Genomic DNA, 15965 nt, shown 5'->3' with positions numbered 1-15965 from the left:
CAAAGATGGAGTGGTGACTCAACTCCATGACCTTTCCTTGCGCGCGTTCGCCTCCGACAACTACTCCGGGGTGCACCCTGAGATTCTCGAGGCGATCGTCTCCGCCAACGGCGCGCACCAGGTCGCCTACGGCGAAGACGTCTACACGGCGAGGCTGCAGGAGGTCTTCGCTGAGCACTTCGGCGCGGGCGTCGTGGCCTTCCCCGTCTTCAACGGCACCGGCGCCAATGTGATCGGCCTGCAGTCGATGCTGCCGCGCTGGGGCGCCGTGATCTGCGCCTCCACCGCTCACATCAACACGGATGAGGCGGGCGCCCCCGAAAAGGTGGCCGGCATCAAGCTCCTCACCGTCGACACCCCCGACGGCAAGCTCACCCCCGCTTTGATCGACCAGCAGGCCTGGGGCTGGGGCGACGAGCACCGGGCCCAGCCGCTGGTCGTGTCGATCACCCAGACCACCGAGCTCGGCACCGCGTACACGGTCGACGAGGTGCGGGCCATCGCCGACCATGCGCACGCCAACGGCATGAAGCTGCACATGGACGGTGCCCGACTGTCCAACGCCGCCGCCTCCCTGGGCCTGCCGTTCCGCGCCTTCACCCGGGACGCCGGCGTCGACGTGCTCAGCTTCGGCGGCACCAAGAACGGCATGATGTACGGCGAGTGTGTCGTGGTACTGAACCCGGAGGCATCCGCGGGCCTGATCTACCTGCGCAAACTGAACATGCAGCTGGCCTCGAAGATGCGCTTCATCTCGGCCCAGCTGATCGCGCTGCTGGGCGGCGACCTCTGGCTTCGGAACGCGAGCCACGCCAACGCCATGGCCAGGCGTCTGCGCACCGCCCTCGAGGCAGGCATCGCCGCCGGTGAGATCGAGGGGCTGTCCTTCACCCAGAACACCCAGGCCAATGCGATCTTCGCCATCCTGCCGCCCGGCGTGTCCGATCGCCTGCGCGGACACTTCCGGTTCTACGATTGGGACCCCGCGACCAACGAGGTGCGCTGGATGTGCGGCTTCGACACCGATGAGGCCGACATCGACGCTTTCGTCGCGGCCCTGATCCGAGAGCTGGCAGCCCGATGAACGTCTTCGAAAACAAACCCTGGCTCGGCTCCTACGCCCCCGGGGTTCCGAACACCATCCAGGAGCCGACCGACACGCTCTCGGACATGATCGAGACCTCCGCGCGCCGGTTCGGCCCCAGCGTGGCCCTCGACTTCTTCGGCGCCACCACCACCTACGCCGAACTCGGCGAGCAGATCTCCCGCGCCGCGAACGGCCTGCTCCGCCTCGGCGTCAAGCCCGGTGACCGGGTGGCGCTCGTGCTGCCGAACTGCCCGCAGCACGTGGTGGCCTTCTACGCGGTGCTGCGCCTGGGCGCGATCGTCGTCGAGCACAATCCGCTCTACACCGAGCGCGAGCTCCGGCACCAGTTCGAGGACCACGGCGCCCGCGTGGCCATCGTCTGGGACAAGGTCTACAAGACCGTCACCGATTTCCCCGCCGACCTCGGCCTGCGCACCGTGATCGCCGTGAACCTGACGGAGGCGATGCCTCTCGCCAAGCGGCTCCTGCTCAAGCTGCCGATCACCAAGGCCCGCGAGTCGCGCGAGGCGTTGACCGCTGGCCCGCTGGGCAAGGATGTCTTCACCTGGGCCGGGATCGTCGACTCGCGCAAGCTGCGCCCGAACCACCCGCGCCCGCAGGTCACCGACACGGCCGCGCTCCAGTACACCAGCGGCACCACCGGCACCCCGAAGGGCGCCATCCTCAGCCACTTCAACCTGCGCTCGAACGCCCTCCAGGGTGAGGCCTGGGTGCAGGGACTGCGCCCCGGCGAGGAGGTCTTCTACGCGGTCCTGCCCATGTTCCACGCTTACGGCCTGACCCTGTGCCTGACGTTCGCGATGGCCACCGGCGCCCGGCTCGTGCTGTTCCCCAAGTTCGACGAGGGGCTGCTGCTCGATGCGGCCCGGCGCACCCCGCCCACGTTCATGCCGGCCGTCCCGCCGATCTACGACCGGCTCGTGAAGGCCGCGGCGGCGAAGGATGTGAGCCTGCGCAGCGTCCGTTTCGCCATCTCGGGGGCGATGAGCCTGCCGGTGTCGATTGTGGAACGGTGGGAGGCCGCCACCGGCGGGCTCCTCGTCGAGGGCTACGGCATGACCGAGGCCTCGCCGATCGCCGTCGGCAACCCGATGGGTCCGAGCCGGCGCCCCGGCACGGTGGGCGTGCCGTTCCCGAGCACCGAGATCCGGGTGGTCGACCCGGACGACCCCACCGTGAACCGCGGAATCGAAGAAGAGGGTGAGCTGCTCATCCGCGGCCCCCAGGTCTTCTCCGGATACTGGGACCAGCCGACCGAGACCGCCAAGACGCTGCTTGACGGCGGCTGGCTGCGCACCGGCGACATCGTGCGGGTCTCCGCAGACGGCTTCGTCACGGTCGTCGACCGCATCAAGGAGCTCATCATCACCGGCGGCTTCAACGTGGCCCCCTCCGAGGTCGAGGCGGCCCTTCTGTCGCATCCGGATGTCGCCGACGCCGCCGTCGTCGGGCTGCCGAGCGCGAACGGTGGCGAGGACGTCGCCGCCGCGGTCGTGCTGGCACCGGGAACCACCCTCGACGTGGACGCCATCCGCACCTACTGTCGCACCCGGCTTTCCGCCTACAAGGTGCCCCGCACCGTCGTAGAGGTCGATGAGCTGCCCCGCTCGTTGATCGGCAAGGTGCTGCGCCGCGAGGTGCGAGCGGGCCTCCTCAAGGAGTAGCCCCGGGTCCACCCCGACACAGTGACTCCACAGCCCCGTCCGGTAGAAATGTCATCCAACTAATGTTTCCCGGCACAGCGTTCGGGCCTTACCAGGAGTGACCACCGGTGGAGAACACGATGACCCAAAACGCCCCCGATCACTTCGATGTCGTCGTCATCGGCGCGGGGCCGGCCGGAACGGCCGCGGCGCTCCGGGCCGCCGAACTGGGAGCCCGGGTCGCCGTGGCGGAAGCGGACCGGCTCGGCGGAACCTGCGTGAACACGGGGTGCGTGCCGACGAGGGTGCTTGCCAAGGCCGCGCGCCTGATGCGCGAGGTGCGCACGGCGGATACCTATGGAATCGTGGTCAATGACCCGCGCATCGACTGGGCCACAATGGTCGAGCGGGTGCAGTCGCGAGTGAACAAGGTGCGCTCGATCAAGAGCGAGGCCGAGCGGTTCGAGGCTTCGGGAATCGAGCTGGTTCTGGAAGGCCGGGCGCGTTTCATCGATCCGCACTCCGTGATCCTGGACACCGGCCGCCTCCTCACCGCCGATACGTTCCTGATCTGCGTCGGCGGGCACTCTCGGCGACTGCCCGTGCCGGGGGCGCACCTGGCAACCGTCCCGGAAGACATCCTGAAACTGACAGAACTGCCCCGACGGGTTGCCGTGATCGGCGCCGGCAACACCGGCGCGCAACTGGTCACGGTTTTCAGCTCGTTCGGCTCGGCCGTGACCGTGCTCGACGTCGCCCCGCGCATCCTGACGGCTTCGGATTCCAACATCTCCGCCACGGTGTCGGCGGCGTTCCGCCAGCAGGGTGTGGCCGTGCACACGGGCATTGAAACGGTGGCGGCGATCGAGCAGGAAGCCGACGGAACTCTCACCCTGTCCTGGCGCGAGAACGGAACGGAGCAGTCCTCCGGTTTCGACGCCGTCGTCATGTCCACGGGCTGGCCGGCGGATGTCGACGACCTGGGGCTCGACAAGGCCGGCATCACCACCGCGCGGTCGGCGATTCCGGTGGACCTGTATTTCCGGAGCGTCGTGCCCCACATCTTTGCGGTCGGCGACGCGAACGGACGGGACATGCTCGTGCAGGCCGCCCAGTTCGAGGGTGAAGCCGCGGCCGAGAACGCGGTGCTGGGCGCCAATCGCAGAACACCGCATCACCTGCTTCCGGCCGGCGGCTTCACCGACCCCGACTACGCGGGCGTGGGGTTCACCGAGGAGGAGGCCCGGTCTCGCGACCCGCACTGCGTCGTCGCGACAGTGCCTTACACCGAACTCGACCGTGCTGTGATCGACGGCCGGGAACCCGGGTTCCTCAAGCTGATCGCCGACCGACGCCGGGAACTGATCCTCGGCGCCCATGCCACCGGGGAGAACGCGGTCGAGGTGATCCAATCCGTGACGACGGCGATGGCCGCCGGCGTCGACGTCGCCACCCTGGCCGGGGTGCGCTTCGCCTACCCCACCTACAGCGCGGTCATCGGCCTGACCGCGCGCCGACTCCTTCTGGAGCAACCGAAGCCCCTCCCGGAGGGCTGACCGGTCGCGGTGATCGAGCCTGTCGAGATCCCGACAGGCCCGATCTCCGGGGCTACGGGCGCAGCAGCACCTTGATGGCGCGGCGCTCGTCCATGGCGGCGTAGGCCTCGACGACCTCGGTCAGCGGCAGCTGCAGGTCGAACACGCGGCCGGGGTTGATTGCGCCGGAGAGGACTTCGGGCAGCAGCTCTTCGACATAACCGCGAACGGATGCGACGCCGCCGTTCAGGCCCACGTTCCGCCCGAACAGCGGGCGAACGTCGATCGGGCCGCCGGTGGGCACGCCCACGTAGCCGACCATTCCGCCGGGACGGGCCGACGCGATGGCCTGCTCCATCGACTCCTTGGTGCCAACGCACTCGAGCACACAGTCCGCGCCGATGCCGTCGAAGAGCTCACGGATGCGGGCCACGCCGGCCTCGCCGCGCTCCTCGACGATGTCGGTCGCGCCGAACTCGCGGGCCACGATCTGTCGTTCGGGGTGACGCGACATGGCGACGATCCGGGATGCCCCGAGCCGCTTGGCCGCGATGACGGCGCAGAGGCCGACCGCACCGTCGCCGACGACGACGACGGTGCTGCCCGCCGTCACACCGGCGGAGACCGCAGCGTGGTGGCCGGTGCCCATGACGTCGGCGAGGGTCAGAAGACCGGGAACCTGGGCGTCCGTGGGCACCGTCGGCGTCGCCACGAGCGACCCGTCCGCGTGCGGCACGCGCACCTTCTCGCCCTGGGCGCCGTCGGCGAAACCGCCGAGCTGATCGTCAGAGCCCCACCATCCACCGTGCAGGCACGAGGTGCTGGTGCCGTTCTGGCAGTTGACGCAGGTGTTGTCGCAGTCGTAGAACGGCGCGATGACGAAGTCGCCGACCTTGACCCGGCTGACGTCGGCGCCGATTTCCTCGACGATTCCGACGAACTCGTGGCCGATTCGTTTCGGCTCCTCGGTGGGCTGGATGCCGCGGTAGGGCCAGAGATCTGAGCCGCAGACGCAGGCCGCAACGACGCGCACGATGGCGTCACCGCCGGTGGAAAGAATCGGATCGGGTACTTCTTCGAGGCGGATGTCCCGTTCCCCGTGAATCACTGTTGCACGCATGGTTCGAGCCTAAGCCAGCGCGCTGACCGCTTCCGGGGCCGAGCGGCGCGTTCACCCGGTATTCCCGCCGAATTCCGCTGGGCGCGAAAAACGGCGGGAACCCTCTACAGCAGCGCGTCGTCGTCGAGGTCGGCCGGGTCCACCACCGCCAACGGTCCGGATGCGACGCTGAGCGAATCCCCGTCCGGCGCCAGGTCCACGCGCACCGCGTCACCGTCCCGCACGGCGCCCGACAGGATCGCGGTCGCCAGCTTGTCGTCGATCTCGGTCTGCATCAGCCGCCGCAGGGGGCGCGCGCCGTAGATCGGGTCATAGCCCCGCTCGGCCAGCCAGGTGCGGGCATCCGGGGTCACCCCCAGCTCGAGCCGGCGCTCGCCCAGCCGCTTCTCCAGCCGGTCCACGAGCAGCCCGACGATCTGGCCGAGGTCCTCCATCGACAGCGACTCGAACACGACGATGTCGTCGAGACGGTTGACGAACTCGGGCTTGAACGTCTGGCGCACAAGCGCCTGCACGGCCGCCTCCTTCTCGTCGCGGCTGAGCACCGGGTCGATCAGGAATGCCGACCCGAGATTGGAGGTCAGCACCAGGATCGTGTTGCGGAAGTCGACGGTGCGCCCCTGGCCATCCGTGAGCCGGCCGTCGTCGAGCACCTGCAGCAAGACGTCGAAGACCTCCGGATGCGCCTTCTCCACCTCGTCGAACAGGATCACCGAATACGGGCGGCGGCGCACGGCCTCGGTCAGCTGCCCGCCCTGTTCGTAGCCGACGTAGCCGGGAGGGGCCCCCACCAGGCGGGACACGGAGAACTTCTCCCCGTACTCGCTCATGTCGATGCGCACCATCGCTTTTTCATCGTCGAAGAGGAACTCGGCGAGCGCCTTCGCGAGCTCCGTCTTGCCCACGCCGGTCGGCCCGAGGAAGAGGAACGAACCGGTCGGCCGGTCCGGGTCGGAGATGCCGGCCCGGCTGCGGCGCACGGCGTCGGCGACCGCCCGCACGGCCTGCTTCTGCCCGACCAGGCGGTGCCCGAGCTCACCCTCGAGGTTCAGCAGCTTCTCCGTCTCGCCCTGCAGCAGCCGGCCCACCGGGATGCCGGTCCACATCGCGACCACGGCGGCGATGTCCTCCGCGGTGACCTGGTCGTTGACCATCCGCGGCCCGTCGGACTCGGCCTGCTCGGCCGCGGCGAGCTCCTTCTCCATCTTGGGGATGTCGCCGTAGAGCAGCCGGGACGCCTTCTCCAGGTTTCCCTCGCGTTCGGCCCGGTCGGCCGCACTGCGGGCCGTATCGAGCCGCTCTTTGAGTTCGCCGATCCGGTTCAGCGAGGCGCGCTCCTTGTCCCAGCGCGCCTGCAGCTCGGCCAGTTTCAGCTGGCGCTCCATGAGGTCGCCGCGCAGCTTCTCCAGCCGCGCCTTCGAGGCGTCGTCCTTCTCTTTCTTCAGCGCCAGCTCCTCCAGCTTGAGCCGGTCGACGCTGCGTCGCAGCTCGTCGATCTCCACCGGGGCGGAGTCGATCTCCATCCGCAGCCGGCTGGCGGCCTCGTCGATCAGGTCGATGGCCTTGTCGGGCAGCTGCCGGGCCGTGATGTACCGGTTGGAGAGGGCTGCCGCGGCCACCAGGGCCGCGTCCGCGATCGACACCTTATGGTGGGCCTCGTAGCGCTCCTTGAGCCCGCGCAGGATGGCCACGGTGTCTTCCACGCTCGGCTCGTCGACCAGCACCGGCTGGAACCGGCGCTCGAGGGCGGCGTCCTTCTCGATGAATTCGCGGTACTCGTTGAGCGTGGTCGCCCCGATCAGGCGCAGCTCGCCGCGGGCGAGCATCGGCTTGAGCATGTTCGAGGCAGCCACGGAGCCCTCGCCGCCGCCGGCACCCATCAGGGTGTGCAGTTCATCGACGAAGGTGATGATCTGCCCTTCGGCGTCGTTGATCTCCTTGAGCACGGCCTTGAGCCGCTCCTCGAACTCGCCGCGATACTTGGCCCCGGCAACGAGGGCCGCCAGGTCGAGCGAGACCAGCTGTTTGCCCTTGAGCGAATCGGCCACGTCGCCGGCCACGATGCGCTGGGCGAGCCCCTCCACCACCGCGGTCTTGCCCACCCCGGGCTCCCCGATCAGCACCGGGTTGTTCTTGGTGCGACGGGTGAGCACCTGGCTGACCCGGCGGATCTCGGCGTCTCGCCCGATCACCGGGTCGAGCTTGCCGCTCTTGGCGATCTCGGTGAGATTGACCCCGTACTGCTCGAGAGCGGATTTCGCTTCTTCCTGGGGCGGTTGCTGACCTGCTTGCATCAGAAGATCCTCTCTCGGGCGGCCGCTCTCGCTGCTCGCACAGCAAAACCTGAGCCTGTTGGACTCAAGTTTAGAGGAAAATGGGAAAACGCGCCAGCGGTCCGGACACGACCCGACGGCGTGGCCGCAGCAGCCGCGGCACGGGTCAATTCCGTTCGGGGTATGCGGATTCCGCTGTCAGATGCCATACTTACCGAACAAAAGACCGGTTTCTACACTCAGCGCAGAGGATCAGGCCCGTGGCCACCCCCACCCTTAAAAACTTCGTCAATGGCCGGTTCGTTGATCCCGCCGGCACCGATCTGCTCGATATCGTCGATCCGACAACGGGGCGCCTGGTGGCCCGGGCCCCGGTCTCCACCGCGGCCGACGTCGACGACGCGATGACCGCCGCGAAGAGCGCCTTCCGCACCTGGGGTCGCACCACCCCTTCCGAACGGCAGCGCGCGCTTCTCCGCCTCGCCGACGCGATCGACGCCGAGAGCGACGCCATCGTGGAGGCCCAGCACCGCAACACGGGCCAGCCCCGCGCCACGATCGCCGCCGACGAGGTCGCGGCCGGCACCGACCAGCTGCGCTTCTTCGCGGGTGCCGCCCGCCTGCTCGAGGGCAAGTCCGCCGGTGAATACCTGCCCGGCATGACCTCCTGGGTGCGCCGCGAGCCGATCGGCGTGGTCGGCCAGGTCACCCCGTGGAACTTCCCGTTCCTGATGGCCATCTGGAAGATCGGCCCGGCGCTGGCCGCCGGCAACACCCTCGTACTCAAGCCCAGCGACACCACCCCCGAGTCGACCCTCGAACTCGCCCGGATCAGCCAGGGCATCCTGCCCGACGGCGTGATGAACATCGTGCTCGGCAACGGCGGCACCGGGGCCGCGATCGTCGAGCATCCGGTGCCCGGCCTGGTCTCGATCACCGGCAGCGTGCGGGCCGGCATGGCCGTCGCCGCCGGCGCCGCGAAGACGCTCAAGCGAGCGCACCTCGAGCTCGGCGGCAAGGCGCCGGCCCTGGTCTTCGCCGACGTGGACGTCGCCAAGACCGCGGCCGCCATCGCCGACTTCTCCTTCTACAACGCCGGACAGGACTGCACGGCCATCACGCGGGTGCTGGTGCACGAGTCCATCCACGACGAATTCGTCGCCGCCCTCGTCGCCGAGGCCCGCGGCCGCACCACCGGGTCGGCCGACGACGCCGACAACTACTTCGGGCCACTGAACAACGTCAACCACTTCGGCGACGTCGTGAAAAAGGTCGCGGCTCTGCCCGACCACGCCGTCATCGCCACCGGCGGCCACCAGGTCGGCACCGAGGGCTTCTACTTCGAACCCACCGTCGTCACGCAGGTGCGCCAGACGGATGCGATCGTGCAGGAGGAAACGTTCGGCCCGGTGATCACGGTGCAGCCCTTCACTTCGGAGGAGCACGCGGTCACGCTCGCGAACGATGTCAGCTACGCCCTCGCCTCCAGCGTGTGGACCCTCGACCACGCCACGGCCATGCGGGTCTCCCGCGACCTCGACTTCGGCGCGGTGTGGATCAACACGCACATCCTGCTGACCGCGGAGATGCCCCACGGCGGCTTCAAGCAGTCCGGTTACGGCAAAGACCTGTCGATGTACGGCGTCGAGGACTACACCCGCATCAAGCACGTCATGAGCGCCCTGGAGTAACCGGATCTGGACAAGCTCGACCACCGACCAGAACAGAGGACCCTCGATGACATTCCATCCGCTCGACCCGCTGTCCGCCGCCGAGTTCACCGCGGCCGTGGCCGTCCTCGCCCGCGAGCGCGGCGTCGCCGACGGCTGGCGGTTCGCCTCGATCGAGCTGGTCGAACCGTCCCGGGGCGCCGTCGCAGAGTTCGCGGCGACCGGTACGGTTCCCGACCGCCGCGCGCGCCTGGTTGTGCTCAATCGCGCCGAGAACACCACCTGGGTGGGCGTCGTGTCACTCACCGCCGACACCCTGCTCGACTGGGACGCCGTGCCGGGAATGCAGGCGAATTTCACCGTCGACGAGTGGGACGAAGCCGACGCCGCCCTCCGCGCCCACCCCGATGTGATCGCCGCCCTCGCCCGGCGGGGAATCACCGACCTCGACCTGGTCTTCATCGACACCTGGACCTACGGAGATGCGGTCATCCCCGACCGGTACCGCGGCCGACGCCTGGGGTGGTCGGATGTCTGGGTGCGGGCCTCCGATGGCGCCAACCCGTACGCGGGCCCGGTCAGCGGACTGCACTTCGTGCTCGACGTCAACACCATGGAGCTGCTCGACGTCGAGGACTCGTTCACGGTCGAACCGCCCGCTGGAATGGGCGAATACGTGCCGCATCTGGTGCCCCGGCGCATCCGGGATCGCAGTGAGCGCCCGACGCTCACCCCGCTCGACATCGTTCAGCCCGACGGCCCCAGCTTCACGCAGGGCGGCAACCTGGTCGAGTGGCAGAACTGGTCGCTGCGGGTGGGCTTCAACTACCGCGAGGGCATGACCCTGCACAACGTGGGCTACCGGGACGGCGGCCGGGTGCGCCCCATCGCCAACCGGTTGTCGTTCGCGGAGATGGTCGTGCCCTACCGCGACCCCAGCGTGGACCATTTCCGCCGCACCGCCTTCGACATCGGCGAGTGGGGTCTGGGGTTCATGACCACCTCGCTCGAGCTCGGCTGCGACTGCCTCGGCGAAATCCGCTACCTCGACGCCGTGCTGCACAACAGCAAGGGTGAGCCGTACAGCATCCCGAACGCGTTCTGCATTCACGAGGAAGACAACGCGGTGCTCTGGAAGCACGTCGACCACAACGGCAGTGCCGAGGTGCGACGGATGCGCCGGCTCGTCGTGTCCTTCCACGTCACCGTCGCGAACTATGAGTATCTCGTCTACTGGCGCTTCTACCAGGACGGCAACATGGAGTGCGAGGTGCGCGCCACCGGGATCATGGTGGTGACCCACCTCGACGAGGGCCAGCCGCACCCTAACGGCACCCTGGTCGACACGCGCACCTACGCACCGTTCCACCAGCACTTCATCGTGGCCCGGATGGACCTCGACGTGGACGGCCCGGAGAACACAGTGTTCCGCACCGAGACCCGGGCCGAGCCGATCAGCGCCGTGAATCCGCTCGGCCTCGCGATCACCCAGCAGAACACCCCGATCGAGACCGAGGGGTTCGACGACTACAACTGGGACACCCAGCGGGCCTGGAAGGTCGTGAACGAGAACTCGCTCAACGGCCTCGGCACACCCGTGTCCTACAAGCTGTTTCCCGGCGGAGCCATCCCCTCTTTCTTCGACCAGGCGGCGCCCGCGCTGCAACGCGCCCAGGTGATCGGGCACACGGTCTGGGTCACCCCAAACGACGAGACCGAGCGCTGGCCGTGCGGCGAGTTCGTCAACCAGAGCGCGGTCGACCACGGTCTGCCCGAATGGATCCAGGCGCGCCGACCGGTGCGCAACGCCGACGTCGTGCTCTGGTACGTTTTCGGAATCCACCACATCACCCGACCGGAAGAGTGGCCGATCATGCCGGTCGATACCGTGTCGTTCTGGCTCAAGCCGGTCGGCTTCTTCGACCGCAATCCGTCGCTCGACGTGGAACCGAGTCCGGCGCACTGTGCGCCGGGCGAGCACGCCGGGCACTCGCATGACCACTGACCACTGCGACACCCGTCGCGAACCGAGGGAGAAACCAGCGTGACCCGAGTAGCCAACTACGTCGTCGCCTACGAAGCGACCGAGCGGGGCAATGACACCGTCGAGCTGGGTGTCGCGCTGGCGCGCCTGACCCACTCCGAACTGCGTCTATGTCTCGTGCTTCCGCATCATTCGCCCACCGTCCCGGGCCGGGTCGGTGCCGTCTCCTCCCCCGACTACCAGGCACTGCTCGAAGAGCAGTCCCTCGAATGGCTCGAACAGGGCCGGGCCCTGGTTCCCGATGACGTGGTCGCCACCACTCACCTCCTCTACGCCGACTCCACCACGGAGGGGCTGCTCCAGGCCGCCCGCACGTTCGGCTCGGACCGCATCGTCGTCGGGGCGTCCCGTCGCGGCCTGATGAACCGTTTCACGATCGGCAGTGTGGCCAACGCACTCCTGCACGCCTCTCCGGTACCCGTCGCGCTCGCACCCCGCGGCTACAAGGCCCCCGCGCAGCTCACCCGGATCACCTGCGCCATCGGCACCCGGCCGGGCTGGAAGACGCTGCTCGATTCCCTGGTGGCCTTCTCGGAGGACCTCACGGTCGACCTGCGTTTCGTCACGCTCGTCGAGGTCGACGCCGGCCGTCGGCACCCGGTCGAGGAGACCGAGAGCCAGACCCACCTCGCCGGCGTGCTGGAGTACTTCCAGAGCCGGTCCACGGCGCACGGCACCATCACCACCGAGGTCGCGTCCGGGCACAGCGTCGAGTCCGCCGTCGAGGCGCTCGACTGGCAGCCGTCCGAAGTCGCCTTCGTCGGGTCCAGCCGGCTCGCCCAGCCCACCACGATCTTCCTCGGCATCACCGCGCACCGCATGCTCCACGCGCTCCCCGTTCCCCTCATCGTGGTACCCACCGGCACTGACGCCCGTAAGCCGCACTAACCCTAAGGACAGTTCTATGACCAGCCAAACTCCCTACTCGGGCGGGGCGCCCGACACCTCCACCCGCACCGGCGGCCTGTCCGAAAAGGGCCTCAGCGCCGGCTCGATCGGGCTGCTCGGCGCCACGGTCATCGGCATCTCGTGCATCGCGCCGGCCTACACCCTGACGGCCTCCCTCGGCCCGACGGTCGCGGCCGTCGGCACCCAGCTGCCGGCCATCTTCCTGGTCGGGTTCATCCCCATGTTGCTGGTGGCGCTCGGCTACCGCGAGCTCAACAACGCCATGCCGGATGCCGGCACCTCCTTCACCTGGGCCACCCGCGCCTTCGGGCCGTGGCTCGGCTGGATGGGCGGCTGGGGCCTGATCGTCGCCACCGTGGTCGTACTCTCCAACCTCGCCGGAGTCGCCGTCGACTTCTTCTATCTGATGCTCGCCCAGCTGTTCGGCAATCCGGATCTCGCCGACCTGACCAACAACGTGGTGATCAACGTGGTCACCTGTCTGGTGTTCATGGTCGCGGCCGCGTACGTCTCGTACCGCGGCATGGAGACCACGAAGGCCGTGCAGTACGTGCTCGTCGCCTTCCAGCTGATCGTGCTGGTCTGGTTCAGCGTCGCCGCCCTGCTGCAGGTCTCCGACGGCACCGCCTTCGATTCCCTCGCGTTCAGCGCCGACTGGTTCAACCCGTTCGTCATCCCCTCGTTCTCCGCCTTCGCGGCCGGGGTCTCGCTCTCCATCTTCATCTTCTGGGGCTGGGACGTCACCCTGACCATGAACGAGGAGACCAAGAACCCGAAGACCACCCCCGGGCGTGCGGCGACGCTGACCGTGGGCGTCATCTTCGCGCTCTACCTCCTCGTCGCGGTCGCCACCCTGATGTTCTCCGGCATCGGCGCCGGCGAATTCGGACTCGGCAACGAAGAGATCCAGGGCAACGTGTTCGCCGCCCTCGCCGGACCGGTGATGGGTCCCTTCGCCATCCTGATGTCCCTGGCCGTGCTGTCCAGCTCGGCAGCCTCGCTGCAGTCGACCTTCGTCGGGCCGGCGCGCACCATGCTCTCAATGGGCCACTACAAGGCGTTCCCGAAGCGGTTCGCCTCGATCAGTCCGCGCTACAAGTCCCCGGCCTACGCCACCGTGATGGCGGGCATCGTGGCCTGGGGCTTCTACGCGATCATGCGCGTGCTCAGCACCGATGTGCTCACCGACACGATCCTCACCCTGGGCATGATGATCTGCTTCTACTACGGGGTCACCGCGTTCGCCTGCGTCTGGTACTTCCGTGACGCGCTGCACGGCCCCCGGGCCATCCTGCTCAAGTTCCTGGCGCCGCTGATCGGTGGGGTCATCCTGCTGGTCATCTTCGCGACCACGCTCTTCGACAGCATGAACCCCGACTACGGCAGCGGATCGAACATCGGCGGGGTCGGGCTCGTCTTCATCCTCGCGATGGTGCTCTTCATCGGCGGCATCGTGCTGATGCTGATCCAGCGCAGCGTCAACCCGGCCTTCTTCCAGGGGAAGACGCTGACGCAGGGCTCCTCGAAGGAACACGGACACATGGAGTAGCCCTCTGCTGCGCCCGGCCGGGCGCTACGCCTACCTCAACGGCAAGATGCGCAACCGCAACCGCTCCCGCTGACCCGCCGGCACGAGCGACTCGCGCCGGGTACGCGAGTAGGCTTTCACCTGCCGGTCACGAGGCCGCTGTCCCAGCAAGAGGTGGCCCATGCCGCAGCACCGCCCGTCTGTTCCCCCGGCCGAATCCACTCTGATCGGCGCCGACGGCTGGCCGGCCGATCTGGTCACCGCCGTGCGCGCGTCGACCGAGGCGGCGGCCCGCGCCACGCTGCCCTGGGTGGGTCGCGGCGACAAGACTGCCGCCGACCGGGCGGCCGTCGCGGCGATGCGCGCCGTGCTCCTGACCGCGCCGTTCCGCGGAACCGTCGTGATCGGCGAGGGTGAGAAGGACCAGGCCCCCATGCTCGCCAACGGGGAGCGACTCGGCACCGGGAACGGACCCGACTGCGACATCGCGGTCGACCCACTCGACGGCACGACCCTCGCCGCCCGAGACCTGCCCGGTGCGGTGTGCGTGATCGCCCTCTCTCCCCGAGGCACGATGTTCGACCCGGCCGGAGTCTTCTACATGGAGAAGCTCATCTCCGGCCCGGCCGGCCACGGCGTGCTGGACCTGCGCGCCTCCGCGACCCACAACCTCCGCGCCTTCTCGGCCGCCAGCGGCATCCCCGAGACCTCGCTCACCGTCGCCGTACTCGACAAGCCGCGGCACGTCTCCCTGATCCGCGAACTCGGATTCGCCGGGGCGCGGGTGCTCCGCGTCGCCGAGGGCGATGTGTCCACGGCCATCGCCGCCGCATCGACGGATGCCGCGGTCGACCTCTCAATGGGAATCGGCGGCACTCCGGAGGGCGTCATCGCCGCCTGTGCCGTGCGCGCCCTCGGTGGTGTGATGCTCGGGCGGATGGCGCCGCAGGGCGATGGCGAGCGGAGCGCCGTCCGAGCCGCGGGCCTCGACCTCACCCGCATCTACACCGTCGACGACCTGGTAGCCAGCGACCGTGTGCTCTTCGCGTCGGCCCCGGTCACCTGACCGTCCAGCCGGCCGAGACCCGATGCACCCCCAGGCGCCTGCCCGAGGGACAATGGAGCGGTGAGTTCCACAACGACCTTCGCCCTTATCCGCCACGGCCAGACCGATTGGAATGCCGCTCTGCGCATCCAGGGTCTCTCCGACATCCCGCTCAATGAGACGGGGCGTGGTCAAGCGGAGGATGCCGTCGGCCACCTGGCCGATTATGAGTGGGACTTCGTCGTGTCCTCGCCGCTCAGCCGTGCGGCGGAGACGGCGGACCTGATCGCTGACGGCCTCGGCCTCACCGTCTCCCGGCGCATCCCCGAGATCGTCGAGCGCGACTACGGTCCGGCGGAGGGCATGAGTGCGGGCCCCGAGCTGGACGCGCTCCGGGAACCGGGCGGCCCCACCGGCATCGGCGGCTTCCGCGGTGCCGAGCCGGAGGCCGTCGTCGCCGACCGCGGCCTCACCGCCCTGCAGCTGCTCGCGCGCGACCACCCGGGTGCCCGCATCATCGTTGTCAGCCACGGCACGCTGATCCGCTTGACTCTGATGCAGGTGCTCGACCAGCCCGTCGACACGATCAGGAATGCCTCCCTCAACGTGCTCGCGCACACCCCGTCAGGTTGGACCCTGGACATCCTGAACGGCAGGCCTGTCGCCATCGCCGCCGACCTCCTCCCCTCTGCCATCTAGCCTTCTCGCGGGATGAGTGTTCCCGTTTCGGACGAGTGTCGCCGGTGTGCGGCGCGCTTGTGTCCGGTCCACCCCCGCGCCGGCTCCCCNCCGCGCCGGCTCCCCGGGGAGGGTGGTGGCGGCGCAGGGTGTGGAGGCGGGCGCATGTTCTACCGTGCGCCGGCCCAGGCAGGGTGCGCCGCGAGACGTGTTGCGGGCTGGGTGGCTGGCGGGTTAACGCAGGAAAGCCACCGGGGTGGGGTGGCCTTTCTGGCGTTAACGCAAAATGGCCACCCGTGAGGGTGGCCATTTCGTGTGTTTCAAGTTAAGTCCGGCGGTGTCCTACTCTCCCACAGGGTCCCCCCTGCAGTACCATCGGCGCAGAGAGTCTTAGCTTCCGGGTTCGGAATGT

11 protein-coding genes and 1 rRNA gene are annotated in these 15965 nt (G+C 68.7%); 9 read left to right on the top strand and 3 right to left on the bottom strand.

Going from position 1 to position 15965, the window contains the following annotated elements; translation table 11 throughout:
- Nucleotides 1-13 precede the first annotated feature (13 nt).
- The 3 genes from E3T23_RS03020 to E3T23_RS03010 all read left to right on the top strand — a co-directional run bounded on the left by E3T23_RS03020 (nt 14) and on the right by E3T23_RS03010 (nt 4307).
- On the top strand, nt 14-1084 hold the full coding sequence (locus E3T23_RS03020; protein WP_174843832.1) for a threonine aldolase family protein: 1071 nt from the start codon (nt 14-16) through the stop codon (nt 1082-1084).
- Nucleotides 1081-2772: a long-chain-fatty-acid--CoA ligase gene (locus E3T23_RS03015; protein ID WP_134368935.1), complete on the top strand. Its 1692-nt coding sequence runs from the start codon at nt 1081-1083 to the stop codon at nt 2770-2772. The genes E3T23_RS03020 and E3T23_RS03015 overlap by 4 nt, the downstream gene beginning before the upstream one ends.
- A 119-nt stretch (nt 2773-2891) precedes the next feature.
- Nucleotides 2892-4307 (top strand): dihydrolipoyl dehydrogenase family protein, encoded by a 1416-nt coding sequence (locus E3T23_RS03010; protein ID WP_134368934.1) that lies wholly within the window; start codon nt 2892-2894, stop codon nt 4305-4307.
- Nucleotides 4308-4359: 52 nt separating this feature from the next.
- Here the strand turns inward: E3T23_RS03010 and E3T23_RS03005 are convergent, their stop codons facing one another.
- Both E3T23_RS03005 and E3T23_RS03000 read right to left on the bottom strand, forming a co-directional pair.
- Complete coding sequence (locus E3T23_RS03005; RefSeq protein ID WP_134368933.1) at nt 4360-5406, bottom strand: zinc-dependent alcohol dehydrogenase family protein; 1047 nt, start codon at nt 5404-5406, stop codon at nt 4360-4362.
- A gap of 104 nt (nt 5407-5510) precedes the next feature.
- Nucleotides 5511-7700: an ATP-dependent Clp protease ATP-binding subunit gene (locus E3T23_RS03000; protein ID WP_134368932.1), complete on the bottom strand. Its 2190-nt coding sequence runs from the start codon at nt 7698-7700 to the stop codon at nt 5511-5513.
- A gap of 239 nt (nt 7701-7939) precedes the next feature.
- Between E3T23_RS03000 and E3T23_RS02995 the strand changes: the two genes are divergently transcribed.
- From E3T23_RS02995 to E3T23_RS02970, 6 genes are all read left to right on the top strand, one after another.
- A complete protein-coding gene (locus tag E3T23_RS02995) occupies nt 7940-9370 on the top strand; it encodes an aminobutyraldehyde dehydrogenase (RefSeq protein WP_420898297.1) in 1431 nt (476 codons plus the stop codon).
- A 46-nt stretch (nt 9371-9416) separates the two neighbouring features.
- A complete protein-coding gene (locus tag E3T23_RS02990) occupies nt 9417-11354 on the top strand; it encodes a primary-amine oxidase (RefSeq protein ID WP_134368930.1) in 1938 nt (645 codons plus the stop codon).
- Between the two features lie 39 nt (nt 11355-11393).
- Nucleotides 11394-12281 carry a universal stress protein gene (locus tag E3T23_RS02985; protein WP_134368929.1) on the top strand — a complete coding sequence of 296 codons (888 nt, stop codon included), beginning with the start codon at nt 11394-11396 and terminating at the stop codon, nt 12279-12281.
- Between the two features lie 16 nt (nt 12282-12297).
- A complete protein-coding gene (locus E3T23_RS02980) occupies nt 12298-13851 on the top strand; it encodes an APC family permease (protein ID WP_134368928.1) in 1554 nt (517 codons plus the stop codon).
- Between the two features lie 160 nt (nt 13852-14011).
- Entirely contained in the window at nt 14012-14896 is an 885-nt protein-coding gene (locus tag E3T23_RS02975; RefSeq protein WP_134368927.1) for a fructose-bisphosphatase class II family protein, read from the top strand.
- 60 nt (nt 14897-14956) lie between these two features.
- Nucleotides 14957-15574 carry a histidine phosphatase family protein gene (locus tag E3T23_RS02970; RefSeq protein WP_134368926.1) on the top strand — a complete coding sequence of 206 codons (618 nt, stop codon included), beginning with the start codon at nt 14957-14959 and terminating at the stop codon, nt 15572-15574.
- Between the two features lie 308 nt (nt 15575-15882).
- On the opposite strand, the gene rrf is transcribed toward E3T23_RS02970, so the two are convergent.
- A 5S ribosomal RNA gene (rrf, locus tag E3T23_RS02965) occupies nt 15883-15965 on the bottom strand; the annotation flags it as partial.

Source organism: Cryobacterium cheniae, from assembly GCF_004403395.1.
GTDB classification, from domain to species: domain Bacteria; phylum Actinomycetota; class Actinomycetes; order Actinomycetales; family Microbacteriaceae; genus Cryobacterium; species Cryobacterium cheniae.
Note: the sequence above shows the minus strand (reverse complement) of the source record. Positions and strands in the feature narration are given on the sequence as shown.